This is a genomic window from Halobaculum limi (genome assembly GCF_029490015.1).
Classification (GTDB): domain Archaea; phylum Halobacteriota; class Halobacteria; order Halobacteriales; family Haloferacaceae; genus Halobaculum; species Halobaculum limi.
In genome coordinates this window covers 2,686,031-2,710,866 of the sequence record NZ_CP120468.1, presented here as the reverse complement: position 1 = coordinate 2,710,866, position 24,836 = coordinate 2,686,031, and the positions used below count along the sequence as shown (strand labels likewise).

Below are 24,836 nucleotides of genomic sequence, written 5' to 3'. Positions count from 1 at the left end.
GAGTCGTATGAACTGTTCCCACTGTGACATCGACGTGGTGGTGTTCGCGGTCCCGGACGAGTTGGAGACGCACGCACCAGACGGACACGCGACCGCCGCCGTCTGCCCGCACTGCTTGGCCGTCACTGCGGCAACCGACGAGACACCCGCTGACGACCCCGCGTTCGACCGCATCGACGAGTCGTTCCCCGCCGGCGAAGGCGGCGCAGCGCTGGCCCTCCTCGTGAACACGCTGCCGTCTATCGCGTTACGAAAGGAGGCGGCCCGCGCGTGCCGGGAGTACGCGGAGGCCAACGGCGTGGACGTGGAGTTGACGCTCGACCGCCTCGTCGACGCCGTCCACGACGGCGAGATCGTCCCCGAGTTCGACTTGGAGCGGCGCGCCTACCAGTTAGATTCGTTGCTCGCCGGCGGCACCTGAGCCGAACTGGGTGACAGGACGGCGACGTGGACAGGAAGACGTATGACTCCGGTCCGCCTCGAACCCGACCGAACGGATGGACCGCGACACGACCGGGTCGCTTTTGGTGTTGTCGGCGGCGGCCGCGTTCGGAACGCTCGGCGTCCTCGGCGAAGTGGCGTTTCGCGCTGGCCTGTCTGTGCCGTCGGTGCTCACGCTGCGGTTCGTCGTCGGGACGGCCGTCGTGTGGACGGGCTTACTCGCGGCGCGCACGTTGCGGCCCGCGACGCTCCCGTCGCTGCGGTTGCCCGCGCGTGAGGCGCTCGTCGCGATCGCACTCGGTGCGGTCGGGTACGCGGGCCTCAGCGTCGGGTTCTTCGTGGGCGTCCAGCGAATGTCGGCGGGACTGGCGGCAGTCATCTTCTACACGTATCCGCTGTTCGTCGTGGCGCTGGCGTCTGCGTTCCTCGACGAGACGGTCGGCGTTCGGACGGTCGCTGCGGCCGCGGTGTCGCTGGCGGGCGTTGCGCTCATCTCGCTAACCGGAGCGGCGGCGTTCGATCTGGTGGGCGCGGTCGCGACGCTGGGGGCGGCAGCGCTGTACGGCGTATACATCGTCGTCTCGCGAGCGACGCTGCAGACGGTCGACGTGCGAGTGCTGACGGCGTACGTGACCCCAGCGGCAGCCATCTCGCTCGCGGGCATCGCCGCAGTCACCGAGACGGTGACGATTCCGACGACGGCCGTCGGCTGGGGGTCGGTCGTCGCACTCGGCGTCGTCGCGACGGCGTTCGCCATCTTCGCGTTCTTCGCCGGCCTCACTCGGGTCGGCGCGGGGCGAGCGGGCGTCCTCTCCACGTTAGAGCCGACGGTCGCGGTCGTGTTGGGCGTCGTCTTCCTCGGAGAGCCAGTGACGGCGACGATGCTCGTCGGCGGCGTCCTCGTCGTCGTCGGAGTGACGCTGGTGCAGACGAGTGGCGCGTGAACCACAGTCGACGCTCGTCGACGCAACGAGTCCCCCGAAAGGCGGGGACGTGACCGAAGCCAGCAGACGACCGCGCGCGGGACGTGCTTACACGCCCGTCGAGTAGCGAAGAATCCCGGCGATGCCGCCGAAGGCGTCCATCAGTTGGTCGCCTTTCTCGAAGTCGGTGGAGATGAACTTCGTCTCCGTCCCGCGCTGGTCGGCGATGTTCATCAGGTGTTCGACGACGTCCTCGCGCTCGCCCGCCTCGGCCTCTTCGCCGCACTCCTCACACTCGTGGTTGGGCGTGGAGTGCCGGCGCTCGACGACTTCGCGCTCCTCGTGCCCGTTCGGGCAGGTGTAGGTGACGACGTCGTGGTGGAGGTCCTCCGAGAGCAGGAGGCGGTCGACCGACCCCATAATGAGGTTGCGCCGGGTCTGCTCGAAGCCGTAGGTGGCTTGCTCGCCGGTGTGGAGTTTCTCGAAGAACTCCTCCATCTGTCGTTTGTCCTTGACGACCTCTTGGTCGGCTAGCACGTCCTGTGCGGCGTCGACGAGGTCGTACAGGCCGGACTCGTCGGTGTACGCGACGTCGAACTTACCGACGACTAAGTCCTGGAGTTCGTGGTGGAGGTAGTCGCCGTCGAGGAACTCGTCTTTCGTCGGCGATGGGCCGCCGACGAGGATGCCCTCGATGTCGTGGCGTTTGTCGACCATCAGGTCGTCCGCCATCCCGGCGACCTCCTGATAGAAGTTGTCGATGGCCTCCAGGCGCAGGCGGGCGAACCGCTGTGCGGACTGGCCACCTTTCCGCTGCTTACCGGGAACGAGCGACGACGCCGACTTCACGGGCTCGACACGCTTGCCCTTGAGCCAGCCGACGTTCGCCTCGCGGCGGTCGAGGACGATGAGCCCGAACAGGCCCTTGTCCGTCATCATATCCTCGAGCGGGCCGGTGAGGAAGTTGGAGTCGCAGTGGTAGCGGAACGACTGGATGGGCTCCGGCGGCGACTCGAGTACCTTCGTCACCATGTCCGTGCGCCCGCCGCCGGAGTCGACCGCGCCCGAGAAGATGACGATGCCGTTGTCCGGCGGGTAGACGTCGTAGTAGCGGAGGCGGTCTTTGATGCTGGTGAGGGCGTCCTGGACGGCCGTCCGCGTCTGCTTGGACTTGATATTGGCCGCCTCGCTGTGCTCCTGGGTGACGTGGGCGACCACGTCGGAGATCTGCTTGTCGTCGGGGATGTAGATCGTCACGAGCTGGGTGCCCGAACCCTCGAAGTCGTCGAGTTCGTCGAGCACCTTCCGGAACTCGTACTTCCGGCGATCCTCGCTCGGTTGCTCTCCCTGCGCGTCGCTGGCCATTACGGTGTAATTCGCTGGCCGCGGGGTAAGTACCTGTTGACTACCGACCTCGGCGGTCACATCGCAGTGCGATCGTCCCGCAGGCTAGCCGTCTCGTCTTCCGCTGTCTCCACCGGTGAGGTATACTCGACGCTCGTGTCTGTGGAGTAATGGGTCGCAGTGAGATGGGAACCAAGTTTATAACGAGTGCCCGCCGTAGCCACGGTAAATGCCGAAGATATTCGCCGTCGCGAGCGTCAAAGGCGGGGTTGGAAAGACCACCACCGCCGCCAACCTCGCGGCGACACTCGCGGCCGCGGGCTACCAGACGGTAGCCGTCGACGCCGACCTGGGGTCTGCCACCCTCGGGGCGACGCTCGGTGTCGAACCGGGTGAGGTGACACTACACGATGTGCTCGCCGGCGAGGCCGACCCGCCGGAGGCGTCGTACGAGGGGCCACACGGACTCGCGGTCCTCCCCGGCGGACAGACGCTCGACGACTTCCGAAAGGCCGATCCGTCCGAAATCGTCGGCGTGTTGGAGAGCATCACCGGCGCGGACTTCGTCATCGTCGACACTGGCGCGGGCCTGACCCACCAGACCGCTCTCCCGCTGTCGGTCGCCGACGGCGTCCTCCTCGTGTCGACGCCGACGCGCGACGGCCTCGTGAACACCCGAAAGACGCAGGACCTGACGGCGAAACTCGGCGGCGAGGTCGTCGGGATCGCACTCAATCAGGCCGAGGGTGACGAGGACACCGGCGATGTGGACGTGCCCGTGCTGGGTGCGATCCCAGACGACCCGGTGATCGAGGCGGCGCAGGCAGCGGGGGTTCCGGTGTCGATGCACGCGCCCGACAGCGACGCCGCGGCCGCGTATCGTTCGCTCGCCTCGTCGCTGACCGGGAAGCCGATCCGCGCGGCACCGACGCCCGAACAGTCGGAGTCGACGCCTGATGACCCCGAGTACGAGGCGGACGCCGATGCCGCCGACGCTGCCGACGACACTCCGGTGCCGGAATCGGCCGACGAAGATTCGCTGGCCGAGTTGAGCGGCGACGACACAGACCAGCACGACACAGCAGAGGAGGGCGACATTACGACTGGCGACGAGGACGAGACTGGCGACGAGGACCTCCCACCCGAGGAGGACGACGCGGTGATCCTCGAAGACGACGAGGATGCAGACTCCGAAGAGGACGCGGCGGCGGCCGCTGCCCGCGGCACCGTCCTCGACGAGGAGGAGTACGCCGAGTTCCGCGACGGCAGCGACGAGGGCGCGGGCGACGCGGTCGGCGACGACGCCAGCGAGGACACCGAGGATGGCGACGCGGTCGGCGACGACGCCAGCGAGGACACCGAGGATGGCGACGCTGCCGACGACGCCGGAAAGGACACCGAACCCAACGGGGACGGCACCGACGACGACGCCGTCACCATCGCAGAGGCCGAGTCCGAATCCGAGGAGTCGTCCGAGATAGCCGACGACGTGATCCCGTTCGCCCAACAGGGCAAAGAGCGAACCGAGGAGGCCAAACAGACCGAAGAGCCGGACGACGACGATGAGCAGTCGAAGAAAAACGACGGTGGCTTCCTCGGTCGACTGTTCCGCTAGCCGTCCGTACGAATCGGGAGTTTCTTTTCTCCTCCGCCGCCTCTCCCGAGTATGAGCCAAGCAGGGAACGAATCTGTGCCGGTCTGGTGGATCCTCGTCTTCATCGTCCTCGCGCTCGGTCTGGGCGCAGTCGCGGTCCTCTCGGTGGGTGGCAGTCTGATCACGCCCGCCGGGACGCTGCTGCCGACGTTGGCGTAGACGCGGCGCAGTCGGGTCCTACTGTTTCTGTCGCGCGCGGAGGTATCGATGCGAGGTTGCGAACGCGACACCACCAGCGACGCCCGCGACCACGACGTCTGACAGCAGCGGCGGCGCGAGGACGTCGGCGACGACGAACACGACCAGCCACAGCGTCACGACTGCGAGCGGTTCGGCGAGCGCCGACGCGACAGGGGAGGCAGCGGCGTCCGAGCGAGACACGGCGAGAGAACGAGCAGATGGGCCGTAAGTGTGGTGCCCGACCCTTACATCGACTCGGGGGCTTCGACCCCGAGGACGTCGAGCGCGTTCGCGACGGTGTGGCGGGCGGCGACGACGAGTGCGAGTCGCGCCTCGCGGGTCGCCTCGTCGTCGGCCGTCAGGACGGGGCACTCGCGGTAGAAGGCATTGAACGTCTCCGCGAACTCGCGGGTGTAGGTGGCGACGCGGTGCGGTTCCAAGTCCTCGGCGGCCTCCTCGACGACGGCGGGGAACTGCGCGATGATGTGGAGGAGGTCGCGTTCCTCGGGTGTCGACAGCGCCGCGGGGTCGACTTCGGCGTCGGGTGCGAGCCCCTCGTCACCTGCTTCCTCGACGATGCCGCAACACCGCGCGTGGACGTACTGGACGTACGGCGCCGACTGGGCCTCGAAGTCGAGCGCGCGGTCCCACTCGAAGGTGATGGACTTCGTCGGCTGTTTGCTCACGATGTCGTAGCGGACGGCGCCGATACCCACCTGTCGAGCGATGCGCTCGACGTCTGCTTCGGTGAGGTCGTCGTCGCGGATGCGGTCGTCCATCCGGCGTTCGACCTCCTCGCGGGCGCGGTCGATGGCCTCGTCGAGCAGGTCGTCGAGGTCGATGCCCGTGCCCGCGCGGGTGCTCATCCCCTCGCCGCCGGGGAGGTTCACCCACGAGTAGAACAGTTGTTCGAGTTGGTCGGTGTCGTGCCCCAGCAGTTCCAAGGCGTAGCGGAGTTGGTCGAAGGCGAGTTTGTGGTCCTCGCCGATGACCGTCACCGCGCGGTCGTAGTTGTCGAACTTCCACTCGTGGTGGGCGAGGTCGCGGGTGGTGTACAGCGTCGTGCCGTCCGAGCGGAGGAACACGAGCAGTTTCTCGATGCCGAACGCCGAGAGGTCGAGTTGCCAGGCGTCTTCCTCGTACACCGACTCGTCGAGGTCGCGCAGGCGCTCGACCACGTCGTCGGCGGAGCCGTCGCGCATAAACTGCGTCTCTTTGACGAACTCGTCGAACTCCGCGGGGAGACGACCGAGCGTCTCGCGCATCCCCGCGAGGACGGTGTCGACCACCTCGCTGACTCGCTCGTACGTCTCTTCGTCGCCCTCCTCCAGTCCCTGCATGATCGACTGAATCTCGGCTTCGGCGGCCTCCACCTCGGCTTCGTCGCCGTCTTCGAGGAAGGCGTTGCCCGCGCGGTAGTAGCGCACGAGGTCGTAGTCGGGTTTGTCGCGTTCCGGGTCGGGGAGGTCGGCCTCATCGAACGTCTCGTAGGCCCACGTGAACACGGCCATCTGCCGGCCGGCGTCGTTGACGTAGTAGTGGCGGTCGACGTCGTAGCCAGCGTACTCGATGGCGTTGGCGACGGCGTCGCCGATGATCGGGTTGCGGGCGCGGCCGACGTGGACCGGCCCTGTCGGGTTCGCAGAGGTGTGTTCGACGACGACGGACTCCTCGCGGTCGGGGAGGTGACCGTACGCCTCGTCGCGGGCGGCGTCGAGCGTGTCCGCGAGGTAGGCGTCGTCGACGAAGAAGTTCACGTACGGGCCGTTCGTCTCGACGCGCGCGAGGTACTCCGTCGTGTCCACGTCGACGGCGTCGACGACTTCTGCGGCGACCTGCGGCGGTGGTGCCCCCGCTTCGCCCGCCAGTCGGAACGCGACGCTGGAGGCGAGCGTGGCGTCGACGTCGTCCGGCGGATCCTCGATACCGAGGTCGTCGGTCGGGTAGCCGAGGTCCGCGAGCGCGTCGGTGAGCGCTCCCGCCACGGCCGACCGGAACTGTCTGAACATGCGCGTCGCTTCCCCCGCCGCCGATAAATGGGTTTCCGAACGGGTCGGCGACCACGCGGTGAACGCTGTCGCCACACCGAACTCGCCGACACCGACGCCTTTTGGTGCGTCGCCCTCACAGTACCGATACGGATTCCGACAGCGTGACACGCTGTCTCACTTTCGTTACGTATCCCACATCCGGTATGCTTTTGGGTCCGGAGGACCGACAGGTGACAATGAGTTCTACCACGACGACCGTCGGCCACGACGAGGTGGCGGCGCTGAAGACGGTCGCACTGCGCGGGGGGCTGGGCGAACCCGTGAAAGTCTCCTGTTCGACGCTCGGCGAGCGACTGGACGCCTCCAGTCAGACGGCCTCCAGACGGCTCCAGCGACTCGAATCCGCGGGACTGCTCGACCGCGACGTGGTCGGTGACGGGCAGTGGGTGACCGTGACCGACGCCGGTGAGCGCCGTCTCCGCGCGGAGTACGCCGACTACCGCCGCCTGTTCGAGGGCGAGGAGGGTCTCACGCTCCGTGGGTCGGTCACGTCGGGGATGGGCGAGGGGAAACACTACATCCAACTGTCGGGCTACCACGAGCAGTTCGTCGACCGCCTCGGCTACGAACCGTTCCCGGGAACGCTCAACGTCTCGCTGACGAAGGCCGCAGTCCGTGCCCGTGCGGGCCTCGACGCCGTGGAGGGCGTCCCCATCGACGGCTGGGAAGACGAGGAACGAACGTTCGGCCCGGCGACGTGTTACGCCGCAGAGGTACGGTCGGGCGACGAGTCGTTCGGTCCGGCCCACGTCATCGTCCCCGAGCGAACCCACCACGACGAGGACCAACTCGAACTGATCGCACCGGAGCAACTTCGGGAGGCACTCTCGCTGGCCGACGGCGACGAGGTGGCCGTCTACGTCACCGACGCCGACCGTACGGACGGTCCGAGTGAGGCGGCAGTCGTCGAACCGGAGGGGTCGGCGTGAGTCGGCAGGCCGGTCGGCTCGACGCCGCCCTCGCTGCGTTCCGCGCGGGCGACCCGGTGTTGGTCCACGACTTCGACGACCGCGAGGGCGAGACCGACCTCGTGTACCCCGCGGATGCGGTCGACCCCGCGGCCGTCGCGCGGATGCGCAACGACGCCGGCGGCCTCGTCTGTGTCGCCGTCTCCGACGAGGTGGCCGAGGCCGTCGAGTTGCCGTTCCTCCAAGATCAGATCGACCATCCCGCGGCCGGGAGTCACGACCTGGCGTACGACGACCGCTCGTCGTTCTCGCTGCCGGTGAACCACCGCGACACGTTCACCGGCATCACCGACGACGACCGTGCGCGCACCATCACGGAACTGGCGTCGATGGCCTCCGCTATCGAGGCGGGCGTCGAGTACGGTCCAGAGGAGTTTGCCGCGGAGTTCCGTTCGCCGGGCCACGTCCATGTCCTGCGCGGCGCACCCGACGGCCTCTCGGACCGACTGGGCCACACCGAACTCGGCCTCGCGATGGCCGCCGAGACGGGCCAGCCACCGGCGGTCGTCGTGTGTGAGATGCTCGACGACGAGACCGGACGAGCGTTGTCGCCCGAGGCCGCCCGCGAGTACGCCACGCGCAACGGCTTCACGTACGTCGAGGGCGAGGAACTGGTCGAGGCACTTCGATAAGGAGTCGCTGTGGCGTTGTGTCGAGTCGCCAGCGAACGCTCGGCCCTCTCAGTCGTCTGCAGGCGCGTGACTCGGGGCCGTCTCGCTCGGTGACGCTGCCCGCCCTGTGAGCGTCATCGCGAACAGCACGAGGATGGACAGCGGCCCGAAGAAGTAGTAGAGGACGAAGTCCCAGGAGGTGCCAAATCCGAGGACGCCTGCCATGAACACGGCGCCCGCGTTCCACGGGAACAGCGGACTCGCGGGCGTGCCCGCCGCCTCGACGGCCCGCGAGAGGTCGCTCGAATCGAGGTCGTACTCGTCGTACAGGCCCCGAAGGCTCACGCCGGGGACGACGATGCTCATGTACTGCTGTGCGGTGAACGCGCTGGTTCCCAGCGCCGCCAGTCCCGTCCCGGCGACGAGCGACTTCCGCGACCACACGACCTCGGCCAGTCTGTCTGCCACCGCCGCGAGGATACCCGTGCCTTCGAGTAGACCGCCGAGTGCGAGGGCGGCGACGACGACGGCGATGGTCCACCCCGACCCGGCGACACCGCCGGTCGCGAGCAGGCCGTTCACCAGTTCGCTTCCCGTCTCAGGGGCCGTCCCGTTGAGGAAGGCGTCCCACGCGGCCGTGAACGACCGCCCCTGGACGAGGACGGCCGTTCCCGCGCCGGCGAACACGCCAGCCACCAGCGACGGGAGCGCGGGGTAGCCGCGAATAGAGAGGCCGAACGTCACGACCAGCGGGAGAAACACCAGCGGCGTGAGTGCGAACGTCGACGCGAGCGGTTCGGTGATGGCCGACGTGTCGCCGCCGGGGCCGCTGACCGCGAACGCGCCGAGCACCGCGTAGCCGGCGATAGCGAGGCCGAGTGCGATGGCGGTCCCCACCCGCATCGCGCGGATGTGGTCGTACAGGTCCGTGTTCGTCACCGCGGCCGCGAGGTTCGTCGTGTCCGACAGCGGACTCTGCTTGTCGCCCGCGTACGCACCGGAGACGATGGCGCCCGCGGTCATCGGCGCAGGCACGCCGAGGCCGCCGCCGATGCCGATAAAGGCGACGCCGAGCGTCCCGACGGTCGTCCACGACGACCCGATGGCGAACGCGACGGTCGCCGCGAGCACGGCCGTCACCGGAAGGAACACCGCTGGCGACAACAGGCCGAGGCCGTAGTACATCAAGCCGGGGATGGTGCCCGCGGCCGTCCACGTCGCGATGAGGCCGTAGATGACGAACAGGATGAGGATGGCCTGCAACCCGATCCGGAGGCCACTCTCGGCGGCGTCGTAGACGGCGTCCCAGTCGTAGCCCAGTCGATACCGGGCGAACAGTCCGACGAACGCGATACTCCACAACAGCGGGGCGTGCGGGGACAGCCCCAACAGCCCCGACCCGACGCCGAGCGACAACACGACCACGGCCATCGGGACGAGCGCTTCCCAGAGGCTCGGTCGCGTCTCCGCGTCGAAGTCGTCGTACGTGCGTGGCGCTTCGGTCGGCATTCGACGGTCGTAATTTCCTGAGGTAATTAAGCAGCACGACTTTATTATTCACGGTCGTCAATGTTGATCGCGAGCCTGTCAGATCGGCGGTGGACGGCCCACAACGACGGTTGAGGGGTACTGGGTCCAGTCGTTGCCGGCCCCCGGTGTTTCTGGTGTCTTTATTGTCCGGCAAATCCTGCGACCGCGTATGGCTGGCTTCGCAGAGATGGACGTCGACACCATCTGGCACAACGGCGAGTACGTCGACTGGGAGGACGCGACGACGCACGTCCTCACGCACGGACTGCACTACGGCACGGGCGTCTTCGAGGGCGTCCGCGCGTACGACACGGAGAACGGAACGGCGCTGTTCCGCTGGGAGGAGCACCTCGACCGCTTCTACGAGTCGACGAAGCCGTACGATATGGAGATTCCGTACTCGCGCGAGGAACTCACGGAGGCGACGATGGAGGTCGTCCGGCGCAACGACCTCGAATCGGCGTACGTTCGTCCCATCGCGTACTACGGCTACCACAGCCTCGGCGTCTCGCCGGGCGACTGTCCCACCGACGTCGCCATCGCGGCGTGGCCGTGGGGTGCGTACCTCGGCGAGGACGCCTTAGAGAACGGCATCAAGGCGATGGTGTCCTCGTGGCGCAAGCACTCCTCCTCGCAGATTCCGACCAACGCCAAGACGACGGGCCTGTACGTCAACTCCCTGCTCGCGGGCGAGGAGGCTCGCCGCAACGGCTACAAGGAGGCTATCGTCCTCAACAAGGAGGGCAACGTCGCGGAGGGTCCCGGCGAGAACATCTTCCTCGTGCGCGACGGCGAACTGTTCACGCCCGGCCTCTCGGAGTCCATCCTCGACGGCATCACCCGCAACACGGTGATCGAACTGGCGCGTGAACGCGGCTACACCGTCCACGACAACGTGAGCATCTCGCGCGGCGAGTTGAACACCGCCGACGAACTGTTCTTCACCGGTTCTGCGGCGGAAGTCACGCCGATCCGGCAGGTCGACAACGTCGAGATCGGAAACGGCTCGCGCGGCCCGGTCACCGAGGAACTCCAGACCGCGTTCTTCGACCTCGTGGAGCGTCGCACCGACGACCACGAGGAGTGGTTCACCTACGTCTGAACGGCCCGCGCAGACTCAGGGGCCGCTCTCTGTCTCGACCGGTTCTTCAGTCTCTTCTCCCTCTGGTGTCTCGGTCTCTTCGCCCTCTGGTGTCTCGGTTTCCTCACCATCCGACGTCTCCGTCCCGTCGTCGTCCGTGGGCTCCCCCGCCGACGGCGACTCGAGCGACAGGTCCGCCCACGCGACTTCGCCCGCATCGACGATGGCCTGTGGCTCCAACTCCTCGCTGGTGAGGACGTCGACGTCGTTGGGGAACAGGCCCTCCGGCGGCGCGACGGCGAACTCGTCCGACGAGAGGTCGTCCTCCTCGGGATCGTACACGACGATGCGAGCGACCATCCCGAGTCCCAGGTGCGGGAAACAGAAGTAGTCGTACACGCCCGGTTCCGTGAACTGGTACACCCACGACTGCCCCGGCGTGAGCGGCGGCGACGTGAACGGCGGGACGCCCTCGGGCACCCGCCGCGGCAACTCTAACCCGGGTTCGGCCAGTTCGGTGAACGCCGAGACGGTGTGGAGCCCCTCCAAGCACTGGAACTCCACGAGATCGCCGGGCTCGACCGCGAGGCCGACCGGGTCGAACACGAACTCCGCGCCGATCTCTATGAACGACCCCGGGGCCGACTCGTCCGGTTCCGCGGGGAACCCCTCGTGTTCACCCTCGCCGGGGATCACCGTCACGTCGACGGTGTGTTCGACGCTGACCCCTTCTGCCTCGTCGACCGCCAGCGGGTACCCCCACGTCGGATCGACGAGGTCGTCGAGGAGGGCGTCGCTTCCCGTCGATCCGCCGTCGTCGCCCGCGTCGCCATCGTCGTCTCCTTCGTCGTCGTCGTCTTCCTGTCCCGCGACCAGTCCCGCACCACCGATCGCCGCCGCACCCGCGGTGGCACCACCGACCTTCAGGAGTGTCCGCCGGGATGGGTAGAGGAACCGGAACTGTTCGTCGTCGCTGTCGCCGTCGCCATCGCTGCCGCCTGTCTGGTTCGCCATGCGCCCCTCGGTTCGCCACACCCCGAGTTAGATACAAACCGCGTACGATCGCGTAAGCCGCACGTGTTCGCGAGAACGGGAGTCCTGCGTGACTCGTGTCGTTGGCGTCGTCGTGGACGCAGACCTTGAGACGAGCCAGAGTAATTCCGCATTACTCGGTTGTCGGCGCGAGTGTCGGCCCCGCGCGTTCGCAGGGCAGTGGTGCGCTCTCGCGGGACCGCGCGCGCCGCCGCCGAGTCAGTCGCCGTCCTCGAGACACTCCCGCACCGGCGCGACCAACTCGTCGGTCACTGAGTACGGGTCCGTCTCCTTCGCGAGGACGCGGTCCGCAAGGGCGTCGATGCCGCCCGCGTCCTCGATGACGCCCTCCAGCAGTCGCGCGGTGTCCGCCCGCACCAACTGGCGGATCTCCTCGGCGTAGCGACTCCGCGCCTTCTCTTCGATCCGGCCGGTGTCGACTAGCCACTCGGCGTGGGCCGCGAGCGTCTCGATCAGTTCCTCGACCCCTTGCCCGTCGGTGGCGACCGTCTCGACCACTTCGGGGTCCCACGCCTCCTCGTCGGGGTCGTCGATGGCAACCTGGCGCATCTCCTCGTCGTCGACGGGGCCGTGGTGGGCGGTGTTCAGACCGGCGGCGGGGTTCTCCCGCATGTGGATCATCTCCTCCAGTTCCGCGACCGTGCGGTCGGCCCCGTCCATATCCGCTTTGTTGACGACGAACACGTCGCCGATCTCGAGGATGCCCGCCTTCAACATCTGCACGTCGTCGCCGGACCCCGGTTGGACGAGGACGCAGACGGTGTCGGCGGTCTTGACGATATCAACCTCGTTTTGTCCGGCCCCGACCGTCTCGATGATCACCTTGTCCTTCCCGAAGGCGTCAAGCGCCTTCACCGCGTCAGCCGTCGCCGTCGAGAGACCGCCGAGTGTCCCGCGGGCGGACATCGACCGGAAGAACACGTCCATGTCGCCGACGTTCGACGCCATCCGGATGCGGTCACCCAGCACCGCACCACCAGTGTACGGCGAGGAGGGGTCGACCGCGATGACGCCCACCGTGTCGCCGCGGTCGCGGTACGTCTTCGCGAGTTTGTCCACGAGCGTCGACTTCCCCGCGCCAGGACTGCCGGTGATCCCGATCACGTCGGCGTGACCGGTGTGGCCGTGCAACTCGGAGACGATGTCGCGATAGCCGGGCGAGCGGTTCTCGATCTTCGTGATGACTCTGGCGAGCGCGCGATGTTTCCCGTCCAACAGATCTGAGACGAGATCGCGCGTGGCGGACGCCGCGTTCGTGTCCGACATCACTCCCGATCGTGGACGTTCTCGCGGACGAACTCGATTGTCTCCTCCATCGGCGTTCCCGGCCCGAAGACGGCGGCGACGCCCATATCGAGGAGTTCCTCGCGGTCGTCGTCAGGGATGATGCCGCCGACGAGGATCAGGGTGTCCTCGAAGGCGTCGTACTCCTCGAGTCCGGCGACGATCTTCGGGACGAGCGTGTTGTGCGCCCCCGAGAGGATAGAGATGCCGAGGACGTCGACGTCCTCTTGGACGGCCGCCTGCACGATCTCGTCGGGTGCGCGGTGGAGTCCCGAGTAGATGACTTCGAAGCCGGCGTCGCGGAACGCCCGCGAGATGACGTGTGCGCCGCGGTCGTGACCGTCGAGTCCCACTTTCGCGATGAGACAGCGGATCTGGCGGCCCTCCCCGCGTTCCTGTGTACTCATAGCTGCGAGTTAGTGGCCGCCGGTGTTGACTTTAACGGACGTCCATGAAGGGGTCGCGGCGACGCGGAACGACTCCGAGGAGGTCAGTAGAACTCGACTTCGGCGGCGTACAGGCCGAATGCGGCGCGGTCGGGGCCAGGTGTGGAGATGGGGACGACCGAGACGGTCAACTTCCGGTCGCCGTCGAGGGTCTCGCGGGTGACCTGTCGCTCCTCAACCTCGTCACCGGTGATGCAGTCGGTGAACAGCGTTCGCTCGGCGTCCGTGGGGAACGCCTCCGACACCGATTTGCCGACCGATTCGCCCCCGAACAGGTCCTCGTAGGCGGGGTTGATCTCGCGGACGATTGGTTCTCTGTCGTCCGTCGACTCGACGTACACCGCCGCCGCACGCATCCCGTGGAAAAAGGCGTGGAGGCGGTCGCGTTCGACCCGGAGATCGATCTCTCGTTGGATGCGAGAGAGTGCCTCAGCGGTGTGTGCGGCGACGATCTCGATGAACTCGGCGTCGCGTTGGTCGAAGGCGGCCTCGGCGTCGGTCGTCACTTGGAGAACGCCACGGTCGCCGATGGGGACGCTCACGACGGAGTGAACCCCCTCGACCTCGCGGGTGTGATCTGGGTCGTCGCCGTAGTCGTCGACGATCTGTGTCTCGCCGGTCTGGTAGGTCCGTCCGACGATCCCTTCGTCGACGTCGAGTTTCACTTCTGGTTCGCTCGGCAGCGTGTGGCCGTACGGGTAGAACGCGTCGCCGTCGCGAAGCGCGAGTACGACCCGACCGTGCCCGAGGGCGTCGTGGACGGCCGAGACGACCGTGTCGCTCACCTCGTCGACGGTCTCGCAGGCGGTGAGTTCTCGCGTGTACTCGTTGAGGGCAGAGAGTTTGGCGTTCGCCTCGGCGAGTTCGTCACGCTTGCGCATCTTGCCGATCCGGTCTGCGACGCGGCGTGCGAGCATCCCCGTTCCGCCGTCAGTCGCGACGATTTCGTCGACGGGAACTGGCGGAACCTCGTCACCGTACACGACGAGGGGAACGCTGTCGGCGACCGCTTGGAGATTCGAGACGCAGTCGGCGTTGTCGGAGACGCACACGACACAGTCGATGGTCGGCCCGAGTTCACGCAGAAACTCCGTGGCGACGCCGCCTCGCTTGTGCATCACGGTGACGCCGAGGTGAGCCGTGAGGTCTGCCGCGACCTCGCTCCCGAGGTCCGCTGGCGCCCGCGCTGAGACCGCGACTAGCACACGGGCGTCGTCGGGTGCGGACATAATCTCAGTTGCGTGTATATTGGAAGCACTCGGTATAAGACATTCGCTACCCACAACCCGCAACACGACGAAAATCGACCGATTCATTCGACGGTGAAAATCTGCCGTACGCGTCCGATTGGCGGGGGAATCAGACGTGTTCGTTCAGGAATTCGACGATCGCACGGTACGCCTCGATACGATTGCTCAACTTCGAGAAGCCGTGCCCCTCGTCCTCGAAGATCAGTTTCCGCGTCGGAACGTGTTCGCTCGCCTCCTCGACGATCTGTTCGGCCTCGCCCACCGGAACACGTGGGTCGTTCGCGCCGTGGAGGACGAACAGCGGTGCCTGTATCTCGCCGATCGAGTTGATCGGTGAGACGGACTCTAAGAACTCGCGGTCTTCTTCGAGGCTGCCGTACTCGGCCTCGCGGAGTTCGCGCCGCCAGTCGCCGGTGTTCTCGAGGAACGTGACGAAACTCGCGATGCCGACGATGTCGATACCGGCGGCCCACAGGTCCGGGTACTCGGTCAGCGCCGACAACACCATGAAGCCGCCGTAACTGCCGCCCATCGCGACGATTCGCTCGGGGTCGACGACGGGGTGGTCGTGAAGCCACTCCACCGCCGCCTCGATGTCGGCCACCGAGTCCATCCGCTGTTCCACGTCGTCGAGGTGGGAGTACGCCTTGCCGTACCCCGACGACCCGCGGACGTTCGGTTCGAAGACGGCGTAGCCGTTGTTGAGGAAGTACTGCTTCACCGCGTTGAACGAGGGGCGGCGCTGACTCTCGGGGCCGCCGTGGATGTCGACGATGACGGGCGTGTCACCCTCGGGGGCGTCGTCGGGCGTCGAGAAGAAGGCGGGTATCTCTCGGCCGTCGAAGGTGGGGTAGTGGACGAGTTCGGGTTCGACGAACGTCTCCGACGGGATGCCCGCGGTGGCGGCGTACGTCCACCGCTCGGCCTCGCCGGTCTTCACGTCGACGACGTACGTGTTCGTGTTCACCGTCGACCCCGTCACCGTGACGGCGATGCGGTCCGCGTCGGGGCCAAAAGAGACCCCGCCAGCGACGGACTTCGGGAGGTCCGGCGTCGCGAACACGTCGATACGCTCGGGAGCGGTGAACTCGCCGACGGTCAGTTCGGTGTATCCCTCGACGTTGCGCGAGTAGACGACGCGGTTGGTGTCCTCGTCGATGGCGACGCCGTCGACGTTCCAGCCGTCGCCGTCTTCGACGACGGTGAGGTCGCCGACGGCTTCGCCGTCGCCGCCGAGTGCGATCCGTTCGAGTCGGAGCGTGTCGGAGGCGTGGTCCGTGCAGACGTACACGCTCTCGCCGTCTGGTGCCCACTCGGGACTCTGGAAGCGAGCCTCGCTGGTGTGTGGCGTCAGGTGCGTCAACTCACCCGTCTCGATGTCGAGGACGTGTAGGTCGTGTTCGAAACTGGCGTGCGCCTCGTGGACGAGCAGACGCGTGTCGTCGGGTGACCACCCGGCGACCGAGAGCCAGCCGTCGCCCTCGTACACCAACTCCGCGTCGTCTTCGGTCTCCTCACGACCCTGCACGTACACGTCGAACACGGACTCGTCGCGGCGGTTGGAGGCGAACGCGAACCGCTCGCCGTCGTTAGACCACCCGCCCCAGCGGTGTTTCGCGTCGGGCATCGAGGTCCACTCGGTGATCTCGCCCGTGTCGGGGTTGAGTCGGAACAACTGCATCCGTTCGTCGCCGCCCTCGTCCATCCCGAAGGCGAGTTCGCGGCGTTCGGGCGACCAGTCGACGAACGTGATGCGCTCCTCGAAGAAGGTGTGTTGTTCGGGCCACGCGCCGGGGTCGTCGAGGCTCCACACCTGCGGCGTGCCGGTCGTGTCCATCAGGAACGCGAGGGTTCCGTCCTCCGCGAACGCCGCGGAGTGTGCCGAGCGGACGTTCAGGTACCGCTCGATGTCGTAGCTGGGATCGCTCATATCGCTGTAGTCGCCGCCGGCCGTCGAAAACGTTCGGGTCGGTGACGCGTTCGCGAGGGCGGTGTGCCCACGACAGCGTGGGGGTCCGCGACCGACTATCGCCTCCCTTTTTGTTCCCGGCGGGGTAGCACCTCGCAAATGCGTATCGCGGTCGTCTCGATGGATACCGTCCGCCTCCGAGACACGTCCGCGACTCGCCGGACGCGCCGCGTTGCCGCCGGCCTCGCCGACGCCGGCCACGACGTCCACTGGCTGTGTGCGAAGTGGTGGGAGGGCGCTATCGATCAGTTCGAACACGAGGGCATCGAGTACCACGCCGTCACGGAAGGGCCCGCGCCTGGCCCGTTCCGCTCGAAACTCCCGTTCGTCCTCCGCCGGGTCGCACCAGACGTCGTCCACGCCGTCTCCGTGCCGCCGGGCCACGCCACGACGGCGATGACGACCGCGAAACTGCTTCGCGTCCCGGTCGTCGTCGACTGGTGGGAGCGCGACCCAGAGCGCGGGTCGAGTCGACAGTACCGGAAGGCCGCGACCCGCGCCGACCGCGTGCTCGCACCCTCTGAGACGGTGCGGACGGCGGTTCGCGAACACGGGGCCAGTGGCTCCAACACCGCCGTCATCCCCGAGAGCATCGATATGGATACGGTTCGATCTGCGGACCCTGACGACCGCTTCGACGTGGTGTGGGCGCGTGCGTTGGACGGCGACGCGAACGTCGGGGAGTTCCTCCTCGCCCTCGCGGAACTGCGCGACCGCGACTGGCACGCCGCCGTCGTCGGCGACGGCCCCGCCCGCGACGACGCCGAGCGGATGGCTGCCGACCTGCGCATCGACGACCGCGTGACGTTCCTCGGCGACCTCCCCGAGTCGGAGTTGGCTGGCGTATTGAAGGGCGCACACGCGTTCGCGCAGACGGCGACGTACGAACCGTTCGCGACCCACCTGCTGTGGGCGCTGGCGTGTGGCTGTGTCGGCATCGTCGAGTATCAGGCGGGGTCGGCGGCCCACGAACTGGTCGAGGGGTACGAGCGGGGCCGACTGGTGACGAGTCCACAGGAGTTGGCCGACGAGATCGTCGCTTGCGCTGACCTCCCGGAGTGGGATGTCGACGAGTCGTACGCCGACTTCGACCACGGCCCCGTCCTCGAGGAGTGGATGGCGTGTTACGAGGCGGTCGTCGACGACTCCGGATGGCTGTGATCGACGGCAGGGGCGGTCGTCCGAATCGACGGATATAGGTTCGGGACACGCCAAGCCGCGAGTATGGAAGACGACACGCTCAGCCGCCGGAACTTCCTCCGGGGGGCGGCGGGCGCGGCCACCGCCGCGGGCGCAGTCGCCGCGGGCGCAGGTAACGCCGCTGCACAGGCGACCGCCGACGGGTCTGGAACCGTCGAGGTCGGTGCCGGTGACCAGGGACTCAAGTACACGCCCGGTACGGACGAACCGCTGTACGTGACGCCCGGCACGACCGTCACGTTCGACTGGGTCTCCGGCGGGCACAATATCGTCGTCGACAGCCAACCCGACGGCGGCGGCTGGGGCGGCCACGAACCCATCGAAGACGAGGGGTTCAGCCACGAGTTCACCTTCGAGACCACCGGCGTCTACGAGTACTACTGTGCGCCCCACGAGTCGGTCGGGATGGTCGCCAGCATCGAAGTCGTCGAGACGCTGCCGACGCCGACGCCACAGCCCTCGGGCCCGCCCGAAGTGCCCGACTCCGCGAAGAGTCTCGGCGTCGCCTCGTTCATCGCGATGGTGACGACGCTCGGGCTGGCGTTCTTCTTCACGAAGTACGGCGGCGACTACGAACCGCCCGAGGAGTAATCGGGACCTCCCAGTCTCGCTGTCTTACAGTCGCTGAGGCCCGAGTTTCCTAGCGCAGTCGGTCGCGTTAATCTGTTCAGTGTTCAGGCCAGAGCGTGTGGGCCCCACCGAGTAGCGACTATCTGGCTACGGTGTCGGTCTCTGCAGTCGAGTCGACACCGAAGGCGCTCATCGGCTCGAATCGGTTCGAGCGTGCGATCTTGAGTGTCTCCACACGAATAGCCACCAGTTGATAGTTGCGCCAACAGAACCCATTTGGCCGCGCCACCGGTACTGATTGCTATGACCTACCGGATCGACGAAATCGACCGGACGATCCTCTATCACCTCGCAGCGGACGCCCGCAACACGTCTGCGCCGATGATGGCAGAGGAGGTCGACGTCACCCCCGCCACGATCCGTAATCGGATCAGACAACTCGAGGAGAACGGCATCATCCGCGGCTACCACGCGCACATCGACTACGAGGCGACCAGCGGGAAGGTGACGACGCAGTTCACGTGTACCGTCCCGGTGAGCGAACGGAGCGCCATCGCGGCCGACGCCCGCGCCACCCACGGCGTCGTGAACGTCCGAGAACTGTTGGCCGGGCAGGACAACCTCCTCGTCACCGCCGTCGGCGAGGACACCGACGACATCGACCGCGTCGCTCACGACCTGTCGGAGTTGGGCGCGACGATCAAACGCGAGGACATCGTCAGGACCGAGTCGTTCCACCCGTACGACCCGTTCGGCCCGAACCCGGACAGTCCGCCCTCGGCGGTTCGGGACTTTCAGAGTATCGTCGGCGGCGCGGAGGTGGTCGAGTTCACCGTCTCCGAGAACGCCGGGATCGCGGGGACGACGCTCGAAGCGGCCAACCGCGACGGACTGATCCCCGACGACGTCCTCGTCGTCAGCGTCGAACGCGGCGACGACCTGATCACGCCCAGCGGAGCGACGCGGATCGAAGTCGGTGACGTGGTCTCTATCTTCTCGCCGGAGTCGTTTCCAGAAGAACTCGTCGCGTCGTTCGACGCGCAGACGCCTTCGACCGAGTGAGTCCGCAGTAGCGACGGAATCAGCGCCCGACAGGGTCGGGGGTCCGCGACACGGATCGGAGTTCCGAAGGGTCGCCGCGGTGGGCGGCGTTATCCGAACTTCCCGCTGATGTACTCTTCGACCCGCTGTGACTGCGGGTTCTCGAAGATCTTGTCGGTGTCGTCGTACTCGACGAGTTCACCGCCGGTGAGGAACACCGCGGTCTGGTCGGAGATGCGGGCCGCCTGCTGCATGTTGTGCGTGACGATGACGACCGTGTAGTGCTCCGAGAGGTCGTCGATCAGGTCTTCGATCTTCGCGGTCGCGATGGGGTCCAGCGCCGACGCCGGTTCGTCCATCAGGATGACCTCGGGGTCGACCGACAGACAGCGCGCGATACACAGGCGCTGCTGTTGCCCGCCGGAGAGGCCCAGCGCGTTGTCGTCGAGGCGGTCGGACACCTCGTCCCACAGCGCCGCGTCGCGCAGACACCGTTCGACGAGTTCGTCGCGTTCGTCCTCGTTCGAGCGCCCGAGCAGTCGTGCGAGCAGGCCCGTCTCGATGTCACCGTGCTTGCGCGGGCCGTAAGAGATATTCTCGCGGATCGACTTCGGGAACGGGTTCGGCGACTGGAACACCATCCCGACGCGCTTGCGGAGTTCGACGAGGTTGACGCCGTCCTGGTAGATCTCTTCGCCGTCGAGTTGCACCGAGCCGTCGATGCGGGCGCTGCTGACGCGGTCGTTCATCCGGTTGAGACACCGGAGGAACGTTGACTTCCCACAGCCCGAGGGACCGATGAGCGCGGTGACGCTCTTCTCGGGGATGTCCATCGAGACGCCCTTGAGCGCGTGGTCGTCGCCGTAGTAGACGTCGAGGTCGTCGACGGCTAACTTCGGCTGGCCCGAGAACTCGTACTCGCGCCACTCGTCTTGGACCTGCTCTTCGGTCTCGCCGGCTGTCGTCTCTGGTTCGGTCCCTGTCTGCGTGCGGTTCTCGGATTCCATGTCGGTCGTTCGCTGAGTGGTCTCGCTCATTGGTTAAGTTCCCTCCGGAAGTAGTACCTCGCCGCGATGCCGATCGCGTAGAACGACAGCACGACGATGAGCAGTACGAGCGCGGTCGCCCACTTGAACCCGTCAGGGTCGGCGACGTTACCGGACGCGCCCACGCCCGCGGTGATGAGGGCGTACAGTTGGTACGGCAGCGCCGATGCGGCGTCGAGCAGTACCGGGTTCTCGACGAACGGCGGCGACGACGTGAACGCGAAGCCGCCGATGACGTCGGGCGTCTGACTGCCGGGGACGAACACGCCACCGGCCATCGTCAGCAGGATCGGTGCCGTCTCGCCGGCGATGCGGCCGACGCCGAGGATGACCCCGGTGACGACACCCGGCAGCGCCGCCGGGAGGACGACGCTGCGGATGGTCTGCCACTTCGTGACGCCGAGGGCGGCGCTGGCGTCCCGATACTCGTCGGGGACCGACAGCATCGCCTCGCGGCTGGTGATGACCACCAGCGGAAGCAGCATGAAGCTGAGTGTGAGCATCCCCGCAAGCAGCGACTTCCCGTTGCCGAAGCGGGGGATGAGGAACGCGAAGCCGAACAGGCCGAAGACGATACTCGGCGTCGACCACAAGCCGTTCGTCGCCACCTCGACCGCCTGCGTGAAGCGGCCGCGCTCGGCGTACTCGGTGAGGAAGACGGCTGCACCGATGCCAAGCGGCACCGCGAACAGCATCGCGCCGACGACGAGCCAGATGGTCCCGACGATGGCGGGGAGGACGCCGTTGAAGTCGTTCGTCAGGCCGACGCCGTTCATCACGAACGGGAGGTAGATGGGCCAGTCGAACGAAAAGGCGATGCCGAACAGGACGACCGTCGACGTCGGGCCGACACCCGGCCCGACGGCGAAGCCGTTGAGCACGCCGCCCGTGCCCTTGTAGACGGTGAACGCGAGGAGGATGAAGAGGACAGCGACGATAGAGATGGCGTTCAGATACACGAGGGTGTACGCGCCCGTGTGGCGGCCGCGTGCGCCGAAGCCGCCGTACGCCTTCGCGGCGGCCCACCCGGACAGCAGTGCGGCGAACAGCGTCAACACCGGGATGGTGAAGCCGGCAGTGAACGACGCCTTCTGCTCCCAGCCGAGGTCCCACACCCACGACGGGCCGATGACCCCGGTGACGAACACCAGGCCGACGAACGCGGTCAACGCGCCCGCAGGCAGCGTCGATCCGATGTCTTCGCGCGTGGCGACCGTCAGCGCGAACACGCCGCCGCCGAGGACGACTGCGGCCGCCAGCCACCCGACCGTCCCGAGTCCGATGGTCTGAGAGGCGATGAGGCCGCCGGCGATGAACCAGACGGCTCCGAACGCGACGCCGGCGACCATCCCGGCGCTCGCCTGCGGTTCGGTCTCGACGTAGTCGAATCGAGAGCCGACGCCGAAGACGATGACTGCCCCGCCGAGGACGACCAGCGCCGCGCCGAGCATCGTCGAGAACGGGACGCCGGCGACGGTGTCGGTCAGGCTGATCTGTTCGAACAGCGACGCGAGCGAGACGGTGAACAGGACCGCCGCGAGGGCGACTGCACCGGCGGCGACGATGCCGGTTCCCTCCGCGCCGTCGCGGACGAGTGGGTTCCGGGTGTCAGTCTCCGTCGACATCACTGCTCACCCCCGAGTTTGCTTCGCATGCGTGCTTCGACGTACTGCGATCCGATGGAGAGGAACATGACGGTGATGAAGAGGATGACGCCCGCGGCGAACAGGGCACTCAACTGGAGGCCGTCGGCCTCGCCGTAGTTGCGGGCGATGAGCGACGTGAGCGTCTCCTGTCCGTAGAAGGCGTTGTACAGCGGTTCGGTCAGTTTCGGCACGCCACGGAGCATCACCGTCGCGGCCATCGTCTCGCCGATGGCACGACCGACGCCCAACAGGACCGCCGCCGAGACGCCGGAGAACGCTGCCGGAAGGGTGATTGAAGTCATCGTCTGCCAGTCGGTGGTGCCCATCGCGAGCGACCCACTCTTCATCGACTCCGGGACCGAGGAGAGTGCGTCCTCGGCGACGGAGACGACCGTCGGCAGCGCCATCAGACCGACGACGATGCCGACGAACAGGTACGTCCCCTGCCCGAGGATGTCGAACTGGTCGGAGGCCCACGGGCTGAGGATGGTGAACCCGATGAACCCGTAGACGATCGACGGGATGCCGGCGAGAATCTCGACGCCCGGCTTGACCGCCTCACGGACGGGCGCGGGTGCGATCTCCGAGAGGAACAGCGCAGCCGCGATGCCCAACGGTGCGGCGACGACCGTCGCGATAATCGTGACCAGCACCGTGCCGTGGATCATCGGCACCATCGAGAAGCGGATCGGCGGGGAGACGGCGTCCCAGTTCGGCTGGATGAACATCCGGATTCCCGGGACCGACACCCCGAACACCGTCACGCTCTCGTAGCGGACGACGGGGACCGCCTCGACGAAGATGAAGACGGTGATCAACAACAGTATCAGGATCGTCGACACGGTCGTCGCCAGCGCGAGCACTTTTGCGGTGAGTTCCTGGTGTCGAACCCACCCGTAGCCAGCGGAGACGACGAAGGCCGCGAACGGGAGTATCGTCAGCGACGAGACGAGCAGGAATCCGACGAGCGAGAACAACAGCGAGGCGACGACCACGCCGGCGACGGCGACGGCCTCGGGTTCCTCGTCCTCGAGGGAGTCCCTGACGCGACGGAGGGTTCTGATGCCCCTCTCGACGCTCGACTCTACTCTGTTGGTTACTTGTGCCATCGTGCGTGTATTGCGGTGATTCGGACGTATGGAAATAAACGGCGTGGTGATGAGACGAGACGAAACGGTCGCGTGACAGGTCTTAGACCTGGTCCGGCAGTTTCGCGAACTCGCTTTCGATGTCGGCCGTCGGGAGCGGGATGTAGTTGTTGTCCTCGACGAACACCTGCTGACCGAAGTCCGTCAAGAACATGTTCAAGAACGCGGCCTCGCGCATGTCCGTCCCCGAGGGCGTGTCCTCCGTAATCTTCGTGTACTGGTGGAGGTCACGGTTGAGCGGGTACGCGGAGTCGAAGATGGTGTTCTCCGCGTCGCGGTCGGGTTCGTACAGCGTGCCGTCGAACTCGATCCCGATGGCGCGGACCGTTTCGTCGGTGAACGCCAGCGCCATGTACGCGATTGCGCCCTCGTTCTGCTGGACGGCCTGCGCGACCTGCTGGTTCTGCCCGAAGCGGGTGTCGACGCCCGACATCGACGCGTCGGCCGAGCCCAGCATATTCAAGCGGAACGCGGTGTCCGTCCCCGAGCCTTCCGCACGACCGATGACGTAGATGTCCTGGTCCGGACCGCCGACTTCGGACCAGTTGGTGATCTCGTCTTGGTAGATCTTGCGGACCTGCTCGCCGGTGAGCTGCGTGACGCCGGCGTCGTAGATGTCGCCGCTGACGACGACGGGCTGACCGTCACGGCCGAGGACGTGGTCGACGACTTCCTCGTCGGCCTTCTCCTGGCTCCAGCCGAGTTCGGCCGTGATGGGGCCCGAGGAGTTGCCGATGTCGACGAGGCCGTCGACGACAGACTCACACCCGGTCCCCGAGTGACTCAGACCGATGGATGTCGCGAGCGGTGGCGTCGCCTGCTCGCCCGACGGCTCGAAGCCGTAGAGGCTGGCGAAGTAGTCGGCGAGGCGCATATCCGGTTCGCCCAGTTCGCTCCAGCCGGGAACGGTGTTGCCTTCTTCCTCGTTGCTACCCCAGTACTCGCCGTCGGAGGGAGCCGGGTTGGAGTTCCAGTAGGAAGAGCCCTTGTTGGCGATGGGATACACGGTCGAGGACCCCTCGGCCGTCAGCATCGAGGTGTCCATCCCGGAGTCTCCGGAGCTCCCCGAGTCGCTCCCGGAGTCGCTGCCGCCCGAGCCACCGTCCGAACCGCCCGAGCCGCCGTCGTTCGAAGAAGCGGAACAACCGGCGATCCCCGCAGCGCCGACGGCGCCGGAGGCCGCAAGGAACTTTCTCCGCGAGACCCGATCGGTGCTGGCCGCAGTATCCTGCGTCATCACCTGAGTGGATGCCTCTGGAGTTAAAAGCGATTTATATGATAGGTACTGCGCGGTCGGGTAGCTAACCCTGTGAAGTACTGTGTTACGTAGCGACCCTAGCAGCCACGAGTGCTATATTTGACTATATAGGTATAAAATAGATACGCCAAGATCGGCAGAC

At 66.8% G+C, this 24,836-nt stretch carries 23 protein-coding genes; 10 read left to right on the top strand and 13 right to left on the bottom strand.

Annotation, left to right across the window (positions count from 1 at the left end):
* The first annotated feature begins 7 nt into the window (after nucleotides 1–7).
* Complete coding sequence (locus P0D77_RS13795; RefSeq protein WP_277553680.1) at nucleotides 8–421, top strand: DUF6276 family protein; 414 nt, start codon at nucleotides 8–10, stop codon at nucleotides 419–421.
* Between the two features lie 76 nt (nucleotides 422–497).
* Nucleotides 498–1,385, top strand: a complete 888-nt coding sequence (locus tag P0D77_RS13790; RefSeq protein WP_277553679.1) for a DMT family transporter — start codon at nucleotides 498–500, stop codon at nucleotides 1,383–1,385.
* 87 nt (nucleotides 1,386–1,472) lie between these two features.
* Here the strand turns inward: P0D77_RS13790 and prf1 are convergent, their stop codons facing one another.
* Nucleotides 1,473–2,729: a peptide chain release factor aRF-1 gene (gene prf1, locus P0D77_RS13785; protein ID WP_277553678.1), complete on the bottom strand. Its 1,257-nt coding sequence runs from the start codon at nucleotides 2,727–2,729 to the stop codon at nucleotides 1,473–1,475.
* Nucleotides 2,730–2,937: 208 nt separating this feature from the next.
* On the opposite strand from prf1, the gene P0D77_RS13780 reads away from it, so the two are divergent.
* Nucleotides 2,938–4,323 carry a MinD/ParA family ATP-binding protein gene (locus P0D77_RS13780; RefSeq protein ID WP_277553677.1) on the top strand — a complete coding sequence of 462 codons (1,386 nt, stop codon included), beginning with the start codon at nucleotides 2,938–2,940 and terminating at the stop codon, nucleotides 4,321–4,323.
* A gap of 51 nt (nucleotides 4,324–4,374) precedes the next feature.
* Complete coding sequence (locus tag P0D77_RS13775; RefSeq protein WP_277553676.1) at nucleotides 4,375–4,521, top strand: hypothetical protein; 147 nt, start codon at nucleotides 4,375–4,377, stop codon at nucleotides 4,519–4,521.
* A gap of 18 nt (nucleotides 4,522–4,539) precedes the next feature.
* On the opposite strand, the gene P0D77_RS13770 is transcribed toward P0D77_RS13775, so the two are convergent.
* Nucleotides 4,540–4,743 (bottom strand): hypothetical protein, encoded by a 204-nt coding sequence (locus tag P0D77_RS13770; protein WP_277553675.1) that lies wholly within the window; start codon nucleotides 4,741–4,743, stop codon nucleotides 4,540–4,542.
* Between the two features lie 44 nt (nucleotides 4,744–4,787).
* Nucleotides 4,788–6,551, bottom strand: a complete 1,764-nt coding sequence (gene argS, locus P0D77_RS13765) for an arginine--tRNA ligase (protein WP_277553674.1) — start codon at nucleotides 6,549–6,551, stop codon at nucleotides 4,788–4,790.
* A 218-nt stretch (nucleotides 6,552–6,769) separates the two neighbouring features.
* Here argS and P0D77_RS13760 point away from each other — a divergent pair, with 218 nt between their 5' ends.
* On the top strand, nucleotides 6,770–7,522 hold the full coding sequence (locus tag P0D77_RS13760; RefSeq protein ID WP_277553673.1) for a DUF120 domain-containing protein: 753 nt from the start codon (nucleotides 6,770–6,772) through the stop codon (nucleotides 7,520–7,522).
* Nucleotides 7,519–8,193: a 3,4-dihydroxy-2-butanone-4-phosphate synthase gene (ribB, locus tag P0D77_RS13755; protein ID WP_277553672.1), complete on the top strand. Its 675-nt coding sequence runs from the start codon at nucleotides 7,519–7,521 to the stop codon at nucleotides 8,191–8,193. Before P0D77_RS13760 ends, ribB begins: the two co-directional genes overlap by 4 nt.
* Nucleotides 8,194–8,241: 48 nt before the next feature.
* Here the strand turns inward: ribB and arcD are convergent, their stop codons facing one another.
* Nucleotides 8,242–9,681, bottom strand: coding sequence for an arginine/ornithine antiporter ArcD (gene arcD / locus P0D77_RS13750; protein WP_277553671.1), 1,440 nt, complete (start codon nucleotides 9,679–9,681; stop codon nucleotides 8,242–8,244).
* Between the two features lie 190 nt (nucleotides 9,682–9,871).
* Here arcD and P0D77_RS13745 point away from each other — a divergent pair, with 190 nt between their 5' ends.
* Nucleotides 9,872–10,804, top strand: a complete 933-nt coding sequence (locus tag P0D77_RS13745; RefSeq protein ID WP_277553670.1) for a branched-chain amino acid transaminase — start codon at nucleotides 9,872–9,874, stop codon at nucleotides 10,802–10,804.
* A gap of 15 nt (nucleotides 10,805–10,819) precedes the next feature.
* On the opposite strand, the gene P0D77_RS13740 is transcribed toward P0D77_RS13745, so the two are convergent.
* The 5 genes from P0D77_RS13740 to P0D77_RS13720 all read right to left on the bottom strand — a co-directional run bounded on the left by P0D77_RS13740 (nucleotide 10,820) and on the right by P0D77_RS13720 (nucleotide 16,746).
* Nucleotides 10,820–11,797: a cupredoxin domain-containing protein gene (locus P0D77_RS13740; RefSeq protein WP_277553669.1), complete on the bottom strand. Its 978-nt coding sequence runs from the start codon at nucleotides 11,795–11,797 to the stop codon at nucleotides 10,820–10,822.
* A 237-nt stretch (nucleotides 11,798–12,034) separates the two neighbouring features.
* A complete protein-coding gene (meaB, locus tag P0D77_RS13735; protein WP_277553668.1) occupies nucleotides 12,035–13,102 on the bottom strand; it encodes a methylmalonyl Co-A mutase-associated GTPase MeaB in 1,068 nt (355 codons plus the stop codon).
* The gene (locus P0D77_RS13730; RefSeq protein WP_277553667.1) at nucleotides 13,102–13,527 is read right to left on the bottom strand and encodes a cobalamin B12-binding domain-containing protein; all 426 of its coding nucleotides are present in this window, start codon (nucleotides 13,525–13,527) and stop codon (nucleotides 13,102–13,104) included. Before P0D77_RS13730 ends, meaB begins: the two co-directional genes overlap by 1 nt.
* Nucleotides 13,528–13,610: 83 nt before the next feature.
* On the bottom strand, nucleotides 13,611–14,795 hold the full coding sequence (locus tag P0D77_RS13725) for a GAF domain-containing protein (RefSeq protein ID WP_277553666.1): 1,185 nt from the start codon (nucleotides 14,793–14,795) through the stop codon (nucleotides 13,611–13,613).
* A gap of 130 nt (nucleotides 14,796–14,925) precedes the next feature.
* A complete protein-coding gene (locus tag P0D77_RS13720) occupies nucleotides 14,926–16,746 on the bottom strand; it encodes a S9 family peptidase (protein WP_277553665.1) in 1,821 nt (606 codons plus the stop codon).
* A gap of 138 nt (nucleotides 16,747–16,884) precedes the next feature.
* Here P0D77_RS13720 and P0D77_RS13715 point away from each other — a divergent pair, with 138 nt between their 5' ends.
* The 3 genes from P0D77_RS13715 (at nucleotide 16,885) to P0D77_RS13705 (ending at nucleotide 19,617) form a co-directional block, all read left to right on the top strand.
* Complete coding sequence (locus P0D77_RS13715; protein WP_277553664.1) at nucleotides 16,885–17,946, top strand: glycosyltransferase; 1,062 nt, start codon at nucleotides 16,885–16,887, stop codon at nucleotides 17,944–17,946.
* 63 nt (nucleotides 17,947–18,009) lie between these two features.
* Nucleotides 18,010–18,576 carry a plastocyanin/azurin family copper-binding protein gene (locus P0D77_RS13710; RefSeq protein WP_277553663.1) on the top strand — a complete coding sequence of 189 codons (567 nt, stop codon included), beginning with the start codon at nucleotides 18,010–18,012 and terminating at the stop codon, nucleotides 18,574–18,576.
* A 282-nt stretch (nucleotides 18,577–18,858) separates the two neighbouring features.
* Nucleotides 18,859–19,617, top strand: coding sequence for an Lrp/AsnC family transcriptional regulator (locus P0D77_RS13705; RefSeq protein ID WP_277553662.1), 759 nt, complete (start codon nucleotides 18,859–18,861; stop codon nucleotides 19,615–19,617).
* A gap of 89 nt (nucleotides 19,618–19,706) precedes the next feature.
* On the opposite strand, the gene pstB is transcribed toward P0D77_RS13705, so the two are convergent.
* The 4 genes from pstB to P0D77_RS13685 all read right to left on the bottom strand — a co-directional run bounded on the left by pstB (nucleotide 19,707) and on the right by P0D77_RS13685 (nucleotide 24,673).
* On the bottom strand, nucleotides 19,707–20,633 hold the full coding sequence (gene pstB / locus P0D77_RS13700; RefSeq protein WP_277553661.1) for a phosphate ABC transporter ATP-binding protein PstB: 927 nt from the start codon (nucleotides 20,631–20,633) through the stop codon (nucleotides 19,707–19,709).
* Nucleotides 20,630–22,267 (bottom strand): phosphate ABC transporter permease PstA, encoded by a 1,638-nt coding sequence (gene pstA, locus P0D77_RS13695; protein WP_277553660.1) that lies wholly within the window; start codon nucleotides 22,265–22,267, stop codon nucleotides 20,630–20,632. Before pstA ends, pstB begins: the two co-directional genes overlap by 4 nt.
* Entirely contained in the window at nucleotides 22,267–23,397 is a 1,131-nt protein-coding gene (gene pstC, locus P0D77_RS13690) for a phosphate ABC transporter permease subunit PstC (protein WP_277553659.1), read from the bottom strand. Before pstC ends, pstA begins: the two co-directional genes overlap by 1 nt.
* Before the next feature lie 82 nt (nucleotides 23,398–23,479).
* The gene (locus tag P0D77_RS13685) at nucleotides 23,480–24,673 is read right to left on the bottom strand and encodes a substrate-binding domain-containing protein (protein WP_277553658.1); all 1,194 of its coding nucleotides are present in this window, start codon (nucleotides 24,671–24,673) and stop codon (nucleotides 23,480–23,482) included.
* Nucleotides 24,674–24,836 lie beyond the last annotated feature (163 nt).